The organism is uncultured Brachyspira sp., assembly GCF_944390595.1.
Taxonomy (GTDB): Bacteria; Spirochaetota; Brachyspiria; order Brachyspirales; family Brachyspiraceae; genus Brachyspira.
On the sequence record NZ_CALXRN010000186.1, the window covers coordinates 1 to 17,031 of the forward strand.

Sequence of the window (17,031 nt, forward strand, 5' to 3'; positions counted from 1 at the left end):
ATATTGATTATAAATTTTATACGAAACTGCAGGCAAATCATTATCAATATATATTTTCGCCATATCTAAAATATATTCTTCCGTCAAATCATCTTTAGTAATAGATTGATTATGAGATAACTTTCTATAATATTTACTAAGCCATAGTTCAAAAGTATTATATAAATAACTATAAATCTTTTTTATTATATCTTTATTATATATATTAATAATATCATTTATATGTATTTCTAATGCTTCAACATCTTCTTCAGCTTTTACATTAAAAAAGTACGGTTCATTCAAAACACAATTAATTAAACCTAATATATGCCCTTTAGAATATTCAATATTATCATCAAAATAATTTCCGTATGATACTGCTTTACCTTTAGTTATTATGTAGAAAGAATGTTTTGGATACTGATCCTCTATAAATATTAAAGAGGATTTTTTAAAAGATACAATATTATCATAGTTAATCATTATAAAAATCCTTGAAATATTATATAGTAATGTTAACTCATTAATAGCATAAGTCAATATGATAATCAATTTTTTAGAAATAAAATAAATTTATTTTGATAATGTATAAAATTGACAAAATTATATCTGCATAATAAAATAGCATAAAAATAATTACCGGTAGTAATAAAATTATGGAATTTAGCGTCAAAGAATTAGAAATAATAAAATATATAAAAGAATATTTACCATTTAGAGAAAAACATATACTTTCAACTAGAGAACTTTCTGTATCAATAGCTGAAAAATACAATATAGACTTATATAAAACTTCAATAGCAGCTTTATGCCATGATTTAGGAAAAAGATACAAAGATGATGAAATGCGTAAAATCATATTTGAAAATGATCATAAAGAGTATCCAAGCTATATAACCGGAGCTTTACTTCATGCAAGAGTAAGTTCTATAATATCCGAAAAAGAATTTAATATAACAGACAAAGAAATTTTAAATGCCATAGAAAGCCATACAGTAGGACATGGTAATATGACTATGCTTGAAAAAATAATATATGCAGCTGATTATCTTGAACCTACACGCAAATTAGAAACAGCTGACAGGATAAGAGAAAAAATTTTTACAGATTTTGATAATGCCTTTTTGGAAGTGGTTATGGAATCTATAAGTTTTGTAATTAGTAAAAAACAATATTTATCAGATAAAACAATAGAACTTTACAACTCATTAGTTATTAGGTAATATAGATTTATGGAAAATAAAAATAATAGTACAAAAAAAAGAGCATATATAATATTTGTAGCTGACAGCAAACAATATAGAAATAGTAAAATAAATATAGATAATATACTTAATGAACTTTCAATGTTATGCGACACTGCTGGTTATGAAGTAATAGAAAGATATTCATTTATTCAGCAAAAAATATCTGCAGGTACATATATAGGTACTGGAAAATTAGAAAGTTTAAAAGAAAGTGCTTTAATTGATAATGTTGAATATTTTGTATTTGACAATGAATTAAGCGGTTCGCAGGTTAATGCTATAGAAGATGGTTCTAATATAACAGCTCTCACAAGAACAGAAATCATATTAGAAATATTTGCAATGCGTGCTAAAACAATGACTGCAAAAATGCAGGTGGAATTGGCTTTTTTAGAATTTGAATATCCAAGACTAAAAGGAAAAAGGACGAATTTAAGTCAGATAAAAGGCGGTATAGGATTAAGAGGCGGTGCTGGTGAGAAACAATTGGAATATGACAGAAGACGGGCAAGAGAGAGAATACATAAACTAAAATCGCAATTAAGTAAAGTAGAAAAATCTGCAAGTACTGGAAGAAAAGGAAGAGGAAGTACATTCAGAATAGCTATAGTAGGATATACAAATGCTGGAAAAAGCACATTATTTAATTTATTATGCAAAGAAAGTGTTTATGTAGAGGATAAATTATTTGCCACTTTAGATACGCATACTAGAAAACTTTATATAAGCGACGATACGCCTGTTGAAGTTATCATAAGCGATACAGTAGGTTTTATAGACAGACTTCCCCATACTTTGGTAGCTTCATTTAAATCTACACTTTCAGAGGTTGTAGAGGCTGATTTACTGCTGCATTTATCAGATGCAAGCGATGAAAACATAGATGAAAAACTAATACATGTTGAAAGCATAATAAAAGAAATAGATGCTTCACATATAAAAAGAATAGTTGTTTTTAATAAATCTGACAGCATTGATGAAATTCAAAAAAATAGAATTTCTACCTCATATAATGATGCAGTATTTATAAGTGCGAAAAACAATACTAATATAGAAGTTCTAAAAAATAAAATACTTGATACTATATTGGAACTAAGCAGAGAATGATTTAATTCTGCCTTCTTAATTGAACAAATATAACGACCCAAAAATCTTCGCCATTAATAGCATAATGCGATATTCCTACATGGGTAAATTTTTCACTTAGTATATTAATTTTATATTGATCCGAATTCATCCAATAACTTACAACAGTTTCTGCATTTTTGAATCTATATGCAATATTTTCATCTGAAGAAAATACTCTTATTCTATTTTGATAAAGCAATTCATCATATTTCGTATTATTTGGTCTAATATGAGAGAAATTAATAGAAAGTTCTTTTGCTCTGATATCTGCTATATTATTAAGATTATCAGCGTTCTCAAATAAAAATAAATTTTCCTTTTCTCTCATCTCATTTATAACTTTTAATGTTTCTGCAACATCATTTGTAACTATACCATTATTAAATTGCGAATATAATAATGATGTAAAAGTTAAAATAAATATAATTACTATTCTAAACATACATAAAATATAATAAATTTTTTTTATTTTTCAAGCCTAATTAATAATTTATTTTTATTAAAATCAGGGATATTAGAATGCGTAATATTATAAATTATCCTATTTCTTATCTTATTAATAACGTAAATATCATTATACTCATAATATGATATAATATCTAAAATATCATTTGTAATATCAATTATATATTCATTAGATTTTTTAGAACATAATCTGCTGTAAACTTTTAATATATACTCTCCAAAATATTTTATAAGTTTTGTATTATTTGATATAACTGCACTTTTGAAATGTGATGAGTATATTTTTAATGCTTCTATATTATCTTCTTTTATATACTTATCTAAAAACGAAGAAAATGCATTTATATATTCTAAACTCTTATTTTGAAGTTTATTACATATTTCATCTTTATTTACCGCATGAGTAGAATATTCTAATTGAAATATTATATTGCCTTCTTTATTGAGAAAAATAATATTATCATTTGTACAGTCAAATGGATTCTCAAGTTTTAATCTAATATTTTCTATATATTTCAAATTTTTATTTATTTTATTTCCGGTAATTTTTTGTTTTTCTGTATTAACCACAAATAAGTATTCAACATTCTTTGTTTTATTAACTATAGATCTTTTAGCACCTCTGTACTTTGTATACTCTGAAGTTACTATATTCAATTGACCTTTGCTTTCAAGTATAGATATTAAATCATCATATTCTATTATACCGTCAGTTGAATAACTCATAACTATATGTTTAGAATCTATATTATCAAGTAAATTTATTAAAGTATCTTTTGCTGTTTTTTTATAGCAGTATAAAGATTTTGTTTTTACCCAATCTTTTCTAATACCGCTCTTATCAGTTTTTTTACCATTAATATATATATCTTTATTAATAGGCGGCTTATCCCATAAAGCTATAGTATTCAATAAATGATAATTACTTCCATACTGATGCTGATTATAAGGAGGATCCAAATATACTAAATCAAAATGTTTGTTTTTATTTTTTAATACGAAATCATTTGCATCAAGCATACTTGCATAACATTTTTTTCCTGAATATAAAGGTATTTCATTCAATGATATTTCTGCTAGTATCCTATTTAAAGCATCTTTATTTCTTCCCCCAAACCCTGCATGAAAACCTTTAAAAACACCTGATGTATTTGTGTGCGTTGCTGCTTCATATATTATTGATGCTAAAAGATAATAATATTCTTTTTGATTTATTGCATTATTTTTATAAAGTTCTTCTATATTGTGCCTTATTATATCTATTCTTGCAGCATTATATTGCGTATAAAAAAGCCTTTCATTCAATAAATCCGGATTATCATCATCTAACGGTGCATAATATTTTGATATATATCTGTCGGAATCATTAATAGTAGTAATACTGTTAATCATACGTATTGTATTTTCCAATCCTCCGGTATGAATAAACATATTATCTAAATCTTCAATATTAATTTCTAAATGAGCATAGTTTAATATATAAGAATAATACTCCCAATCGTTTGAATATACTTCCAAATTTAAAGTTTTCAAAAGTCTTGATACGCTTCCGCTTCCAGCAAATAAATCTAAAGCTGTTTTTATACTCTTATCTTCATCTAAAATGCTAAGTATTGTATTTTCTATAAAAGGCAGAAGTCTCCTTTTATTTCCAATATATGCAATTAAATTTTCTTTCAGATATTTTTCTTTAGTATTAGTTATCATAATCTTATTATCATAATATAGTTTACATAATAATATTAACATAATACAATTAAAATATCAAGGATTATTTTTTTACAATATATGAAGCTTAAATATAGAATATTTTTAAGAATTTAAATTTTTGAATATATCCCTTAAACTAGTCTTTTGCAATTCTTTTTCCATAGCATTTTGCACACTATCTAATTTAGGCTGCAAAATATCATTAATTTTGCTTCCTATAGGGCACTTTTTATTAGGATTTTCATGGAAACTAAAAAGTTTATTATCATCCAAACTTTCTACAGCATTGAATATATCTAATAATGTAATATTTTCAGCTTTTCTATTTAAAGATATTCCTCCTGTACCCCTCTTAACAGTAATCATATCAGCTTTTTGCAATTGAAGTAATATATTTCTTATTATAACAGGATTAACATTAACACTTCCTGATATAAAATTTGATGTAATTTTATCGTCTTTAAACTCTAATATGCAAAGCAATGTATGAACCGCTATTGTAAATCTCGAACTAATCTTCATTAAATTATCCTCAAAATTATTTAAATATTATAATACATTTATACTCTTATTACAAGAAAAATATTTTTAGTTGTAATACTTGACATTACAACTAAAGTATGTTAATATTTATTGTAATAATAGCTATTACAACTACTCTTTAATTAAAGATAATTATTTTACATAAAAAGGAGAATTAAAATGAAAATTGCAATAATAGCAGCAAATGGAAGAGCCGGAAAATTAATTATGAATGAAGCATTAGCAAGAGGATTAGATGCTACAGCAATAGTAAGGGATAAAACAAAAATAAATAATCCAAATGTAAAAATTATAGAAAAAGATTTATTTGATTTAACAAAAGATGATTTGAAAGAATTTGATACCGTTGTAAGCGCATTCGGAGTATGGGAAGAAAAAGAACTTGATAAACATTCATTAGCAATGGAACATTTATGCAAAATACTTGCAAATACAAATATTAGACTAATGGTAATAGGAGGTGCTGGAAGTTTGTATGTAAATAAAGAGCATACTATGATATTAAAAGATACTCCTGATTTTCCAGATATTTTTATGGGTGTAGCCGTAAGTTCTATCAAGGCATTTGATATATTAAAAAGCAAAAAAGATGTTTTATGGACTTATGTATCACCTTCTGCAGATTTTCAAGCTGAAGGAAATAAAACAGGAGAATACAATATAGGACATAATGAATTACTTTTCAATTCTAAAGGTGAAAGTTCTATAAGTTATGCTGATTATGCAATTGCTTTTGTTGATGAAATACAAAATAAAAAATATTTAAATCAGCAAATAACATTCTGCTCAAAATAATAATTATAAAAAATAGAAGAAGCTGATAATATTTTATTAGCTTCTTTTTATTTTTGCATTATCTATAACTTTTTTATAAGGCATCAAAATATATTCATTCATTTTATTTTTCATTTTTTTCTGCATTGAAGGAATAGATATCAAAGCTCCTACTAATTTTATCTGAAGCATTTTCATTCTCTGCTTTTGAGGGAAATCATATATATTGTGTTTCTTATAATATTTATGATCCTCTTTCATAAGACCCTGCATTACATATATTAAATCCCTAAATATTTTCATTCCGCCTACACCATAGAAATTTTTAGGACGGGTACATTTATTGTCTATAGAATATTTCATAATAGAAGATAATTTTTCAAGTTCATTATATATATCTTTATTATCATCATTAGCAATATGAGTTAAAAAATTTCCTCCTACTTCTGCACGAGATTCTATAAGAGTTTGAAGATTATATTCGCTGTCATAATCACCGCTTATAATATATCCTATAGGCATGCCTTCTGTAACAGTTCTATGTCCATTGCAAAACTGTCTGTCTTCATAAAGTTTAAAACTTGAATGTGTATAATGATTTTCTATGGTAAATGCATATATTATAGCATCAGCTTTTTGTATCTCATTACGAAGAAAATCATCGAATCCGTCTTTATAAACGCATTTGCCTGTAATAGCACATCCGAAACAGCCTAAACAGCCTCCATGAAAATTATATTCTCTTATATTTATCTCTCTTGTTTTATATGGAAAAATATTTTTAAAATCTTCTATAATATTTTTTAAATTTTCATCATCTTTTGAAGCATTGCTTAATATTAAAACATCTTTACTGCTGTCTTTATTTTCAAAATTATTATTATTAAATCTTCTTTTGTATATAATTTTATCTTTTGATTTTAAATTAATATTTTTAGTATACAAATTATTTTCTATAGAGAATATTAAATAATTAAAAAAGTTTACAGCATCATCCTGTCCTTTTTTATTAGTTAAATCCTCCATATCAGCGGAAAGCCCTTTAATATATTTAAATCCTAAATCCAAACAATTTTCTTCTATAAACTTATGTGCTGTTGTGTCATAAAAATGTTTTGAAGTTGTAAATTGTGTTGCAAATTTATCCTTTACATCTATATTATTTTCTTTTAAAAGTTCTATAAATCTATGTAATTGATATGGAGCTAAAAAAGTATATACAGGATAAGAAAAAATAACCACATTTGCTTTTTCAAATTCTTCTTTTATTTCATTAAAATTTTTTTCATAATATTTGATTTTTTGTCCCGCATTCAAAAATGAAAATTTATGCTCTGTAAAAATTTTCTCTAAAAATAACAGAGTCTGCAAAGTTATACTATTATTTCCTTTAGGGCTTCCATTTATTACTAAAATATTCATTATATATCCTTATAAATAATTTAGTAATATTATATTTTATAATAACAAAATGACAATATAAATTTATAAAATGAAATTATTTGAATTATAGGATTCTTTACTCATCCTTTTTATTATTTTCTACTTTCTCTTTCATTATATCATTTAAATGATCCAACATATCGCCTATAAAATCTAATTTATTATCTTCAAATTTTTTAAGTTTTTCGGATATTGCAAATATTTTATCATCGCTGTTTTTAAGCTCATAAGTTTTCATATTTAAAAGAATTTCCGGAGATGTATCTAATGCTTTTGATATTCTATTTAAATTTTTTATAGATATGTTTCTGCTTCCCACTTCAACGCCTTGCAGATATTTTCCAGAAAGAAATGATTTCTCAGCAAGCTGATCTATTGTCATTTTCTTGCTTTTCCTTAAAGATCTGATATTTTTTCCTAAATTTCTTAGCATATCATCTGTTCCAATCATTATCACAATCTCCATATCTATGTATTTTACTCTCAAATAACATGATATATGATAATTTTATTAAAAAAACAATTTATAATATGACTATTTTAGAAAAAAGTATCTTTTATATAACTATAGTTCTTATATAAAAGACTACCCCAAATATGGGGTAGCCTTATAATTTTTTAAAAATTATTAATTATGCATAAACATTTAAGTTTTGACCAACACCAGGTCTAACAGGTGCTGATACTGCCTGAGGCTGAACACTAGACATAATTTTGTCAACTGCCTGAGCCTGCATATCAGATGTTTTTCTTATCATGCTTAAAGATACATCTTGTTTAAGCATGTTTGCTGAATAACTGCTATAAGCTGAAATATCCATATATTTACTCCTTCATTTAGATATATAATATAAAACATTTATATTATATTAATTGTAAACTATATAAATAATTAAACAATATAATTTTAAAAAAATAACCCAATTTGGAATATGTTATGATAACAATTTATTATATCATACCATCCCAAGAGCCTTTTATCTCAGTATCTCCTTCTTCCGGCCAATGAGTAGTTACAGTTTTTTGCTCTGTAAAGAATCTCACTCCGTCTGTACCCATAGCATGCAAATCTCCGAAGAATGAATTTTTATGTCCTGTAAATCCGAATACGCTTATAGGAACTGGTATTCCAACATTTACTCCAACCATTCCTCCATGAGTTCTTTTAGCGAATTCTCTAGCATAATATCCGCTTTGAGTATATATTACAGATCCGTTAGCAAATTCATTATCATTCATTATTTTTAAGCCTTCTTCAAAGTTCTTAACTCTTTTAATGAATAATACAGGTCCGAAAACCTCTTTATTTCCAACGCTCATATTAGGAGTTACTTTATCAAATACAGTTGGTCCTAAATAGAAACCTTTTTCATATCCTTCTACTTTTACATTTCTTCCGTCTAATACAAGTTCAGCTCCCTCTTTAATAGCAGTTTCTATCCAATCCATAACGAATTTTTTATGACCTTCATTTACAACAGGTCCTAATTTTGTTGTTTTATCATAAGCAGGTCCAACTTTTATTTTTTTACAAGCTTCAACTATTTTTTCAACAAATTTATCAGCAATAGCTTCCTCTACGCAAACAGCAGGCAATGCCATACATCTTTCACCAGCACATCCGAAAGCTGAGTTAATAATACCATTAACTGTTCTCTCTAAAGCACAATCTTTAAGTACAAGAGCATGGTTTTTAGCTTCAGTTAATGCCTGTACTCTCTTTCCATTTGCAGCAGCTGTAGAATATATATACTTACCAACAGAAGTAGAACCTACAAAACTTATTCCTTTTATTAAAGGGTGTTTCAAGAATATTTCAGATTCATTTCTTGAACAAGTTATTAAATTCAAAACACCATTAGGAAGACCTGCCTCAACCCACAAATCCATAATTCTCATAGAAGTCTGAGGAGTAAAGCTTGCTAATTTTATTACCATAGTATTGCCGGTAGCTATACATAAAGGAGCCATCCAACCCATAGGAATCATTCCAGGGAAATTCCAAGGAGGTATTCCTGCAAATACTCCTAAAGGCTCTAAATATTGAACTGTATCATATCTTCTTGATGCATTCATTATAGAGCTTCCTTTCATTAAATGAGTTATTCCGCATGCAAATTCTACAACCTCTCTAACTTTAAGAATATCTCCCTTAGATTCATCCCAGTTTTTTCCATGTTCTCTAGCACAAATCTCTGTAAGCTCATCCATATGTTTATCTAATAATGCCTTCATTCTAAATAAAATCTGTACTCTTTCATTAGAAGGAACATCAGACCATTTTTTAAAAGCTTCATTTGCAGAATTAATGCACATTTCAACTTCTTCAATTGTACATTGAGGTGCTTTTGCAGTAATTTCTCCTGTAGATGGATTATAACAATCCATATATTTATCTGTTTTAGATTCTAACCATTGACCATCGCAGAAAAATTTTAATTTTTTTACTTCCATTTTTTCCTCCAAATTATAGTATTCATATACCTGTTTTTTCTGATATAAATTTTCTTGCCTTTAAAGCATATTCTAAAGGATTTGCTATATTAGGATCCTGCTCTGCCTCAACAACAAACCAACCCTCATAATTTATTGACTTCAAGAAATCAAATATAGGATCAAAATATATTTCTCCGTCTCCCGGTACTGTAAAGACTCCTTTTCTTACGCCATCCAAGAAACTCAAATCTTTATTAATAACTTCTTCTTTTACTTTTCCTCTAACATCTTTCAAATGAACATGCTTTATTCTATCAGCATTTTGATATAACAATTTCAAAGTATTTTCCATGCTTCCGTCACTTAAATATATATGTCCTGTATCATATAATAAGTTAACATATTTAGGATCTGTCAAGCTCATCAATTTATTAGTCTCTTCTAAAGTCTGAACTCCTGTACCCATATGATGATGGTATACCAATTCAATATTATATTCTTCCAAAGCTATCTTTCCCAACTTATTAAGACCATTTGCTAAATCATTAAATTCCTTATCAGAAAAAACATATTTTCCTTTGAAAATTGGTACATTCTGACCTTGTATTGATGTTCCAACCTCACATGCCCCTATTCTTTTAGCACCCATTTGCATAAGAAATTGGCATTGTTTTCTAAAAGCTTCTTCTGTAGCCTTTTTATTAGCATCTTTTCCAGTGAAAAAAGCACTGAACCATTGATTGCATATAGATAAATTTCTAAGACTAAGCTCTTTAGTAAGCAATTTTATATCATCTACCGGATACTTAGAACCAACTTCGCATCCGCTGAAACCAGCAAGTGCCATTTCACTAATACATTGTCTAAAAGAAATTTCTCCGCCTAAAGAAGGATCATCATCATTAGTCCAACCTATAGGTGCTATAGCTAAATTAATTTTATTAAATTCTTTTTTTTGTTTCATGATAATTCCTCTATTATAATTTAATAATCAATATTGTATTAAATGTTTTTTCATATCATTTTGTGCCTTAGCAGCATTTAAAACACTTTCTTTACTTGAAGCTTGAGCTACGCCAACTCTCCAGAAACTTTCATATCCGTCAGTCATTGTTTTAGGCATAACCTTTATATCTATAAGTGTTGATTTAGTTTCTTTTTTTGATTTTTCTATAGCTTCTTCAAGTTCCTTTAATGTCTTAACTTTATATGAAACCATACCGTAACCTTCAGCTATTTTTGCAAAATCAACTATTTGGAAATTACCATTATCATATTTGAATTCAGTACCATAAGATATTATTCCATTATTTCTCTGTAAATTATTAATACATCCGAAACCGGCATTATCAAACACTATAACATTAATTTTCACACCAATAGCCAAAGCAGAAGCTATCTCAGAATGCCCCATAATAAAAGAACCGTCTCCTGTCATAGCATAAACTTCTCTATCAGGATAGGCTAATTTTGCACCATAAGCTCCATTAACTTCATAACCCATACATGAGAAAGCATACTCAACATGATAAGTATCTTTATCATATACTTTCCACATTCTTTGCAAATCACCAGGTAAAGATCCGGAAGAACCAACTATTATGGCATTTTTATCAATTAATTTATTTATTAAAGCCAAAGCAGTTGTTTGAGGTAAAGCACCATTTGACTCTTCAAAAAATTTTTTAGGTGCATTATCATCATGATTTTTAATTTCAGGAGTAAACGGCTTATCTTTATCAAAAGTTATACTAGCAAGTCTGTCATATTCTTTATTCCATTTATCCTTTACTTCTTTTAGATAATCTTCAGTATACTCAGCCTTATAACCTGACAATTCTTTTTCTAAAGCCTCCAATGATAATTTAGCATCGGCTTTTATTTGAACAGCATCCAATTTAGCAGCATCCAATGGATTAACATTGATATTTATAAATTTTTTAGCATTTACAAATTGACTTTTTGAAGATGTTGTAAAATCAGAATATCTGGTTCCTACACCTATTATTAAATCAGCTTCTTTAGCTATTATATTAGCAGCCAAAGCTCCTGTAGCACCTATTCCTCCAAGATTATATAATTCGCCTTCCATTAATACGCCTTTTCCAGCTTGAGTTTCTCCTACAGGTATATTAAATTTTTTAGCAAATTTTAATAATGTCTCATCAGCCAAAGAATATCTTGCACCGCCTCCGCATATTATTAAAGGCTTTTTATATTTTTTAATATTTTCAGATGCAATTTTTATTATATTCTCACTAGGAGACTGTCTTTCTATATAATGTACTCTTTTATCCAAAAAAGATTTTGGGAAATCATAAACTTCGCCTTGTACATCCTGAGGCAATGCCACACATACAGCACCTGTTTTAGCAGGGTCTGTTAATACTCTCATGGCATTAATCATAGCAGTCATAAGCTGTTCAGGTCTGCTAACTCTGTCAAAATATTTGCATACTGCTCTAAATGAATCATTAGCTGTAATTAAAGCAGATTCTTCCTGCTCTATTTGCTGTAATACTGGATCCGGCTGTCTGCATGCATAGGTGTCTCCAGGCAATAATAGCAAAGGAATTCTATTTGCTGTAGCTGTAGCAGCAGCTGTAACCATATTCATAGCTCCAGGGCCTATTGATGAAGTACATGCATATATTTTTAATCTTCTATTTTGTCTTGCAAAAGCAGTAGCCGAATGAGCCATACCCTGTTCATTTCTGCCTATAATAAATTTTAAATTATGATTAGTATGTGCTAAAGCCTCTCCAAAACCAACTACATTACCATGTCCGAATATACCAAATACTCCCTCTACAAACTTATACTCCTTTCCATCGAAACTAATATATTGATTATCTAAAAATTTTGTTAAAGCTTGTCCAACTGTCATGTTTATAGTTTCCATAATAATGCCTCTTATTTTTTATTTTTTAAAACCTTTCCATAATGAAACATCTTTATCTTCCAACCATGCATGTCTAGGATCAACATTTCTAGTTTTTTTCCATGGATTTCCATCTATATGTCTTATTATCCATGAAAAATATAAAGCATATCCAGGAGCAGCACATTGAGGATGAGTATTGCCTCCTGGTATTAGTAAAAAGCTTTTATCATTTATAGTTTTAGCTTCTTCATTTATAAATGCTGCACCGAATCCCTGAGGCTTATCAAATCTATAATAATAAATTTCAGGCTGAGGATGTGAATGCGGTATATAGCTTGACCATCTTCCAGGCAATGAAAATACTTCTCCAACTACTAAATTAGAATAAGGAGCATTATCATAATCAAAAAATGTTAATACTTCTCTAATTCCTGTATTATCCCAAACATCTACACCGAATCTTTGAACCAATACATCTTCAGGAGTATAAAACTTTATATCAAAAGTATTTTTATTAGTTGTAGATATTATTAGTATTTCAGCATTAGATTTAGTGCTAAGTTCAACTTCAATATTGCTAGGTATATGCAAAACAAAACCAGGTTTCTCGAACACTCCGCCTCTTTTAGCAGTATATGTTTTGCCATTTACTTTGAAATCTAATTCTCCTTCTACTAATTGTATTGCAGTTTCCTTATTATCTTTTTTATCTACCTTATAAGTATCATTGTTTAATCTTATCAATGATACATCCATCATAGTAAAAGCATGTCTGCCTGTTTCTTCTGTTATAATTTCTTTATTCAAATTATTAGTTTTTATTACCATATTTCCCTCTATAAATTTATAGCAATTCTTTTATATAAACCTTTCTATTTTCTTCTAAAGATTTTTTAGCTGCTTTAGCTAATAAAAGAGATTGATATGCTTCTTCTATTGTTACAGGTGTTTCTTTATTATTTATAACAGCATCCATAAACATTTCTATTTCTGTTCTGTAAGCATCCATATATCTCTCTAAGAAAAAATGCAAAGGTTTATCATGTGTTATTCCATCAGATGTAGATATAACTAAAGTATTAGAAGTATCATTTGTGCATGATAAAGCACCTTTTTCACCATGTACTTCAGCTCTTTGATCATATCCATAGCTTGCTCTTCTGCTGTTAGTTATTACAGCCAAAGCACCATTTTCTAATTCTATACTAACTATAGCTGTATCTATATCGCTGCCTTCAGTTTTAATTTTAGAATCAACTAAAGCATCTCCTATTGCTGTTACACTTTTAGGATTTGAGCCGGATAAATATCTAACCATATCAAAATCATGAATCATCATATCGCAGAATAATCCGCCTGATACTTTAACATAGCTTATTGGAGGAGGCTCAGGATCTCTTGATGTTATTTGTATTAGTTCTAATTTTCCTATAACACCTTTATTTATATTGTCTCTAATAGCTTTAAAATTATGGTCAAATCTTCTATTAAATCCAACCATATATTTTTTAGAAGTTTTTGCAACTAATTCTTTAACATCCTTAACTCTATCTAATTCTAAGTCTACAGGCTTTTCGCAAAATACATGTTTTCCAGCGTTTAAAGCTTCCATAGAAATACTATAATGCGTATCAGTAGGTGTACATATAAATACAGCATCAACTTCTTTATCATTTAATATATCCTTATAGTCTTTTGAAGTTTTTTCAATACCCATTGAACTTGCAATTTCCTGCAAATTATCAACTATAGGATCTGCTATACATTTAACTATAGCACCATTTACATTTAAAGCTGCTTTTGCATGAACTTTACCAATACGTCCAGCACCGATAATTCCTATTTTTATCATAATAAAAACTCCATAATATTAATTTTTTAAGAAATAGATTTTTTTCTTCTATATATATCTACGCATACTGCTGCTACAATTATTGCACCTCTTACAAATTGCTGCCAATAAGGAGATATATTCATTAAATCCATAGTATTAGTTAATGTTCCCATTATAAGAACACCTATAAGAGTACCGCCTATAGTACCTATACCGCCTGAATGTGATACTCCTCCTACTGTTGCTGCAGCTATTGCATCAAGCTCATATCCAACTCCAAGACCAGGCTGTCCTGAGTTAATTCTTGATGATAATATGATAGCAGCTACAGAAGATAATAAACCGGCATAAGCATATATAGCTATTTTTACTTTTGCTATAGGTATACCGCTTACAACAGCAGCATTTTCATTTCCTCCTATAGCATAAATAAATTTTCCAAACTTTGTATAATTAAGCATTATGTATGTTATAACTGTAAAAAACAAAAATATAATAACAGGTATAGGTACTCCTAATATGTCGCCTTGTCCTATAACAGTATATGAAGGAACTAAAGTACTTATAGGATTACCATTACTATATACAAATGCTAATCCTCTAGCTGATGTGTACATACCAAGAGTTGATATGAAAGCGGGAATACCGGCATAAGCAATAAAACCTCCATTAATAGCACCGCAAACAACACCTATTAATAAACCTACTAATATTGGAACAACAACAGGAAGTTCTGGTAAATTAGGGAACATTTTTAAACTCCATGAAGCCTGCTGTGCTAATGATGCCACAACAACTGTAACAAGAGCCAATACTGAACCGGATGACAAATCAATACCTTTTGAGATTATTACTAATGTAACTCCAAGAGATATCAATCCCATCATACTAACCTGCCTCAATATATTCAATAAATTTCTTGTTTTAAGAAATAAGCCTTGAGTTAATATAGTTGCTAATATTATAAGAGCTATTAATATTAATATTTGCCCATAATTGTTTAAGAATTTTTTAATTGAAAATTTAGATTTCATAACGTCAACTCCATATTATAGTTTTATTTTTGAATTTCCATGCCTGCAGCTAATGTCATTATTTTTTCTTGTGTAAGCCCTTCCTTATCTAAAATTCCCATCAAATTTCCAGAATTCATTACAACAACTCTATCGCAATTAGCTATTATCTCAGGCATTTCAGAAGAAATAAACATTACAGCACATCCTCTATTTGCTAAATCCCTTATTAATTGATAAATTTCGGTCTTAGCACCAATATCTATTCCCCTTGTAGGTTCATCGAATATAAACAAATTTACATCTTCAATCATCCACCTAGCAAGCAATACTTTCTGCTGATTTCCGCCGCTTAATGAAGATATTGGGATATTAATATTTGACATTTTAATAGAAAGTTTACTTCTTAAATTTTCGCATTCATTATTCAACACTTTATAATTAAGTAATTGCAATTTACTCAAAAACTTATTTAAAGAAACTATAGTCATATTATTAGCAACTGACAGCATAGGATATATACCTGTAACTTTTCTATCCTCTGTTATAAATGCTATCTTATTTTTTATTGCATCAATTGGTTTTTTTATATTTATTTCATTTCCATTAAAAAATATCTTTCCGGAAGAAAGTTTTCTAATACCGAATATGGCTTCTGCTATTTCAGTTCTGCCGGAACCAACTAATCCTGCAAAACCTAATATTTCACCTCTTCTTATAGAAAAGGAAACATCTTTAAATTTATTTTCAGAAGACAAATTTTCTACTCTTATTATTTCCTCTCCTATATTCTTTTTCGTCTTGTCTATATTATAGAAATCATCTAAACTTCTTCCTACCATATAATTTATAAGTTTAGTATTATCTATCTCATTTTTGCTTCCTGTAGCAATCCATTTACCGTCTCTTAATATAGTAATATCATCTACAATCTTATAAGTCTCTTCCATTTTGTGAGTGGTATATATAATGCTAATACCTCTGCTTTTTAAATCTCTTATAACATGGAATAATATATCTATTTCTTTTTCGGTTATAGCAGATGATGGTTCATCCATTATTACTAATTTAGCATTATATGAAACCGCTTTAGCTATTTCCACCATTTGCTGCTGAGAAACAGTTAATTCTGTCATAAGCTTTTTAGGATCGCCTATAATAGTATCAAAATTCAGACTTTTTAATAATTCTAAAGCATCATTATACATTTTTTTATGATTAATAAGTCCAAATTTATTTAAAGGTTCTCTATTCAAATACAAATTTTCACAAACGCTTCTATAAGGTATATATGATAACTCCTGGTGTATCATTACTATACCCATTTCTAATGCTTGTCTTGGTGATGTAAAATGACAATGCTTACCGTCAAACATTAATGTTCCACTATCAGGCTGTATAATTCCCATTATAACTTTCATTAATGTAGACTTACCTGCACCATTTTCACCCATAAGTCCGTGTACGCTTGCAGGTTTTATATGTATTTGAACATCATCAAGAGCTTTTGTACCGCCAAAAGTTTTATTAATTCCAGTAGCTTCTAATAAATATTGTTGTTTATTTTCCATA

Annotated in this window: 17 protein-coding genes; 3 read left to right on the forward strand and 14 right to left on the reverse strand. The window is 28.2% G+C overall.

Annotated features, from left to right (window positions below; all coding sequences use genetic code 11):
• Positions 1-465: cyclic nucleotide-binding domain-containing protein (locus Q0J90_RS10855; RefSeq protein WP_297277917.1), on the reverse strand; the 465-nt coding region annotated here is incomplete at its 3' end.
• Positions 466-635: 170 nt separating this feature from the next.
• Here Q0J90_RS10855 and yqeK point away from each other — a divergent pair.
• Together yqeK and hflX are read left to right on the forward strand one after the other, a co-directional pair.
• Complete coding sequence (gene yqeK / locus Q0J90_RS10860; protein WP_367173886.1) at positions 636-1,205, forward strand: bis(5'-nucleosyl)-tetraphosphatase (symmetrical) YqeK; 570 nt, start codon at positions 636-638, stop codon at positions 1,203-1,205.
• Positions 1,206-1,214: 9 nt separating this feature from the next.
• A complete protein-coding gene (hflX, locus tag Q0J90_RS10865) occupies positions 1,215-2,336 on the forward strand; it encodes a GTPase HflX (protein ID WP_297277919.1) in 1,122 nt (373 codons plus the stop codon).
• A gap of 1 nt (position 2,337) precedes the next feature.
• Here hflX and Q0J90_RS10870 read toward each other — a convergent pair whose 3' ends face one another.
• The 3 genes from Q0J90_RS10870 to Q0J90_RS10880 form a co-directional block, all read right to left on the reverse strand.
• Entirely contained in the window at positions 2,338-2,799 is a 462-nt protein-coding gene (locus Q0J90_RS10870) for a CAP domain-containing protein (protein ID WP_297277920.1), read from the reverse strand.
• A 23-nt stretch (positions 2,800-2,822) separates the two neighbouring features.
• The gene (locus Q0J90_RS10875; RefSeq protein ID WP_297277921.1) at positions 2,823-4,529 is read right to left on the reverse strand and encodes a DNA adenine methylase; all 1,707 of its coding nucleotides are present in this window, start codon (positions 4,527-4,529) and stop codon (positions 2,823-2,825) included.
• Positions 4,530-4,634: 105 nt separating this feature from the next.
• Positions 4,635-5,054 carry an Rrf2 family transcriptional regulator gene (locus Q0J90_RS10880; protein ID WP_297277922.1) on the reverse strand — a complete coding sequence of 140 codons (420 nt, stop codon included), beginning with the start codon at positions 5,052-5,054 and terminating at the stop codon, positions 4,635-4,637.
• Between the two features lie 180 nt (positions 5,055-5,234).
• Here Q0J90_RS10880 and Q0J90_RS10885 point away from each other — a divergent pair, with 180 nt between their 5' ends.
• The gene (locus Q0J90_RS10885; RefSeq protein ID WP_297277923.1) at positions 5,235-5,870 is read left to right on the forward strand and encodes an NAD(P)-dependent oxidoreductase; all 636 of its coding nucleotides are present in this window, start codon (positions 5,235-5,237) and stop codon (positions 5,868-5,870) included.
• A 36-nt stretch (positions 5,871-5,906) separates the two neighbouring features.
• Here Q0J90_RS10885 and Q0J90_RS10890 read toward each other — a convergent pair whose 3' ends face one another.
• The 10 genes from Q0J90_RS10890 to Q0J90_RS10935 all read right to left on the reverse strand — a co-directional run bounded on the left by Q0J90_RS10890 (position 5,907) and on the right by Q0J90_RS10935 (position 17,030).
• A complete protein-coding gene (locus tag Q0J90_RS10890) occupies positions 5,907-7,271 on the reverse strand; it encodes an NAD(P)H-dependent oxidoreductase (RefSeq protein ID WP_297277924.1) in 1,365 nt (454 codons plus the stop codon).
• A 97-nt stretch (positions 7,272-7,368) separates the two neighbouring features.
• A complete protein-coding gene (locus Q0J90_RS10895) occupies positions 7,369-7,743 on the reverse strand; it encodes a helix-turn-helix transcriptional regulator (RefSeq protein ID WP_297277925.1) in 375 nt (124 codons plus the stop codon).
• Between the two features lie 181 nt (positions 7,744-7,924).
• Positions 7,925-8,113, reverse strand: a complete 189-nt coding sequence (locus Q0J90_RS10900; protein ID WP_297277926.1) for a putative motility protein — start codon at positions 8,111-8,113, stop codon at positions 7,925-7,927.
• 130 nt (positions 8,114-8,243) lie between these two features.
• Positions 8,244-9,746, reverse strand: coding sequence for a CoA-acylating methylmalonate-semialdehyde dehydrogenase (locus Q0J90_RS10905; protein ID WP_297277927.1), 1,503 nt, complete (start codon positions 9,744-9,746; stop codon positions 8,244-8,246).
• Positions 9,747-9,768: 22 nt separating this feature from the next.
• On the reverse strand, positions 9,769-10,692 hold the full coding sequence (gene iolE, locus Q0J90_RS10910) for a myo-inosose-2 dehydratase (protein ID WP_297277928.1): 924 nt from the start codon (positions 10,690-10,692) through the stop codon (positions 9,769-9,771).
• Positions 10,693-10,719: 27 nt separating this feature from the next.
• Positions 10,720-12,630 (reverse strand): 3D-(3,5/4)-trihydroxycyclohexane-1,2-dione acylhydrolase (decyclizing), encoded by a 1,911-nt coding sequence (gene iolD / locus Q0J90_RS10915; protein ID WP_297277929.1) that lies wholly within the window; start codon positions 12,628-12,630, stop codon positions 10,720-10,722.
• 18 nt (positions 12,631-12,648) lie between these two features.
• Positions 12,649-13,440 (reverse strand): 5-deoxy-glucuronate isomerase, encoded by a 792-nt coding sequence (locus tag Q0J90_RS10920; protein ID WP_297277930.1) that lies wholly within the window; start codon positions 13,438-13,440, stop codon positions 12,649-12,651.
• A 16-nt stretch (positions 13,441-13,456) separates the two neighbouring features.
• Complete coding sequence (gene iolG, locus Q0J90_RS10925) at positions 13,457-14,464, reverse strand: inositol 2-dehydrogenase (RefSeq protein WP_297277931.1); 1,008 nt, start codon at positions 14,462-14,464, stop codon at positions 13,457-13,459.
• Positions 14,465-14,490: 26 nt separating this feature from the next.
• Positions 14,491-15,480, reverse strand: coding sequence for an ABC transporter permease (locus Q0J90_RS10930; protein WP_297277932.1), 990 nt, complete (start codon positions 15,478-15,480; stop codon positions 14,491-14,493).
• Positions 15,481-15,503: 23 nt separating this feature from the next.
• Positions 15,504-17,030, reverse strand: a complete 1,527-nt coding sequence (locus tag Q0J90_RS10935; RefSeq protein WP_297277933.1) for a sugar ABC transporter ATP-binding protein — start codon at positions 17,028-17,030, stop codon at positions 15,504-15,506.
• Between the last annotated feature and the right edge of the window lies 1 nt (position 17,031).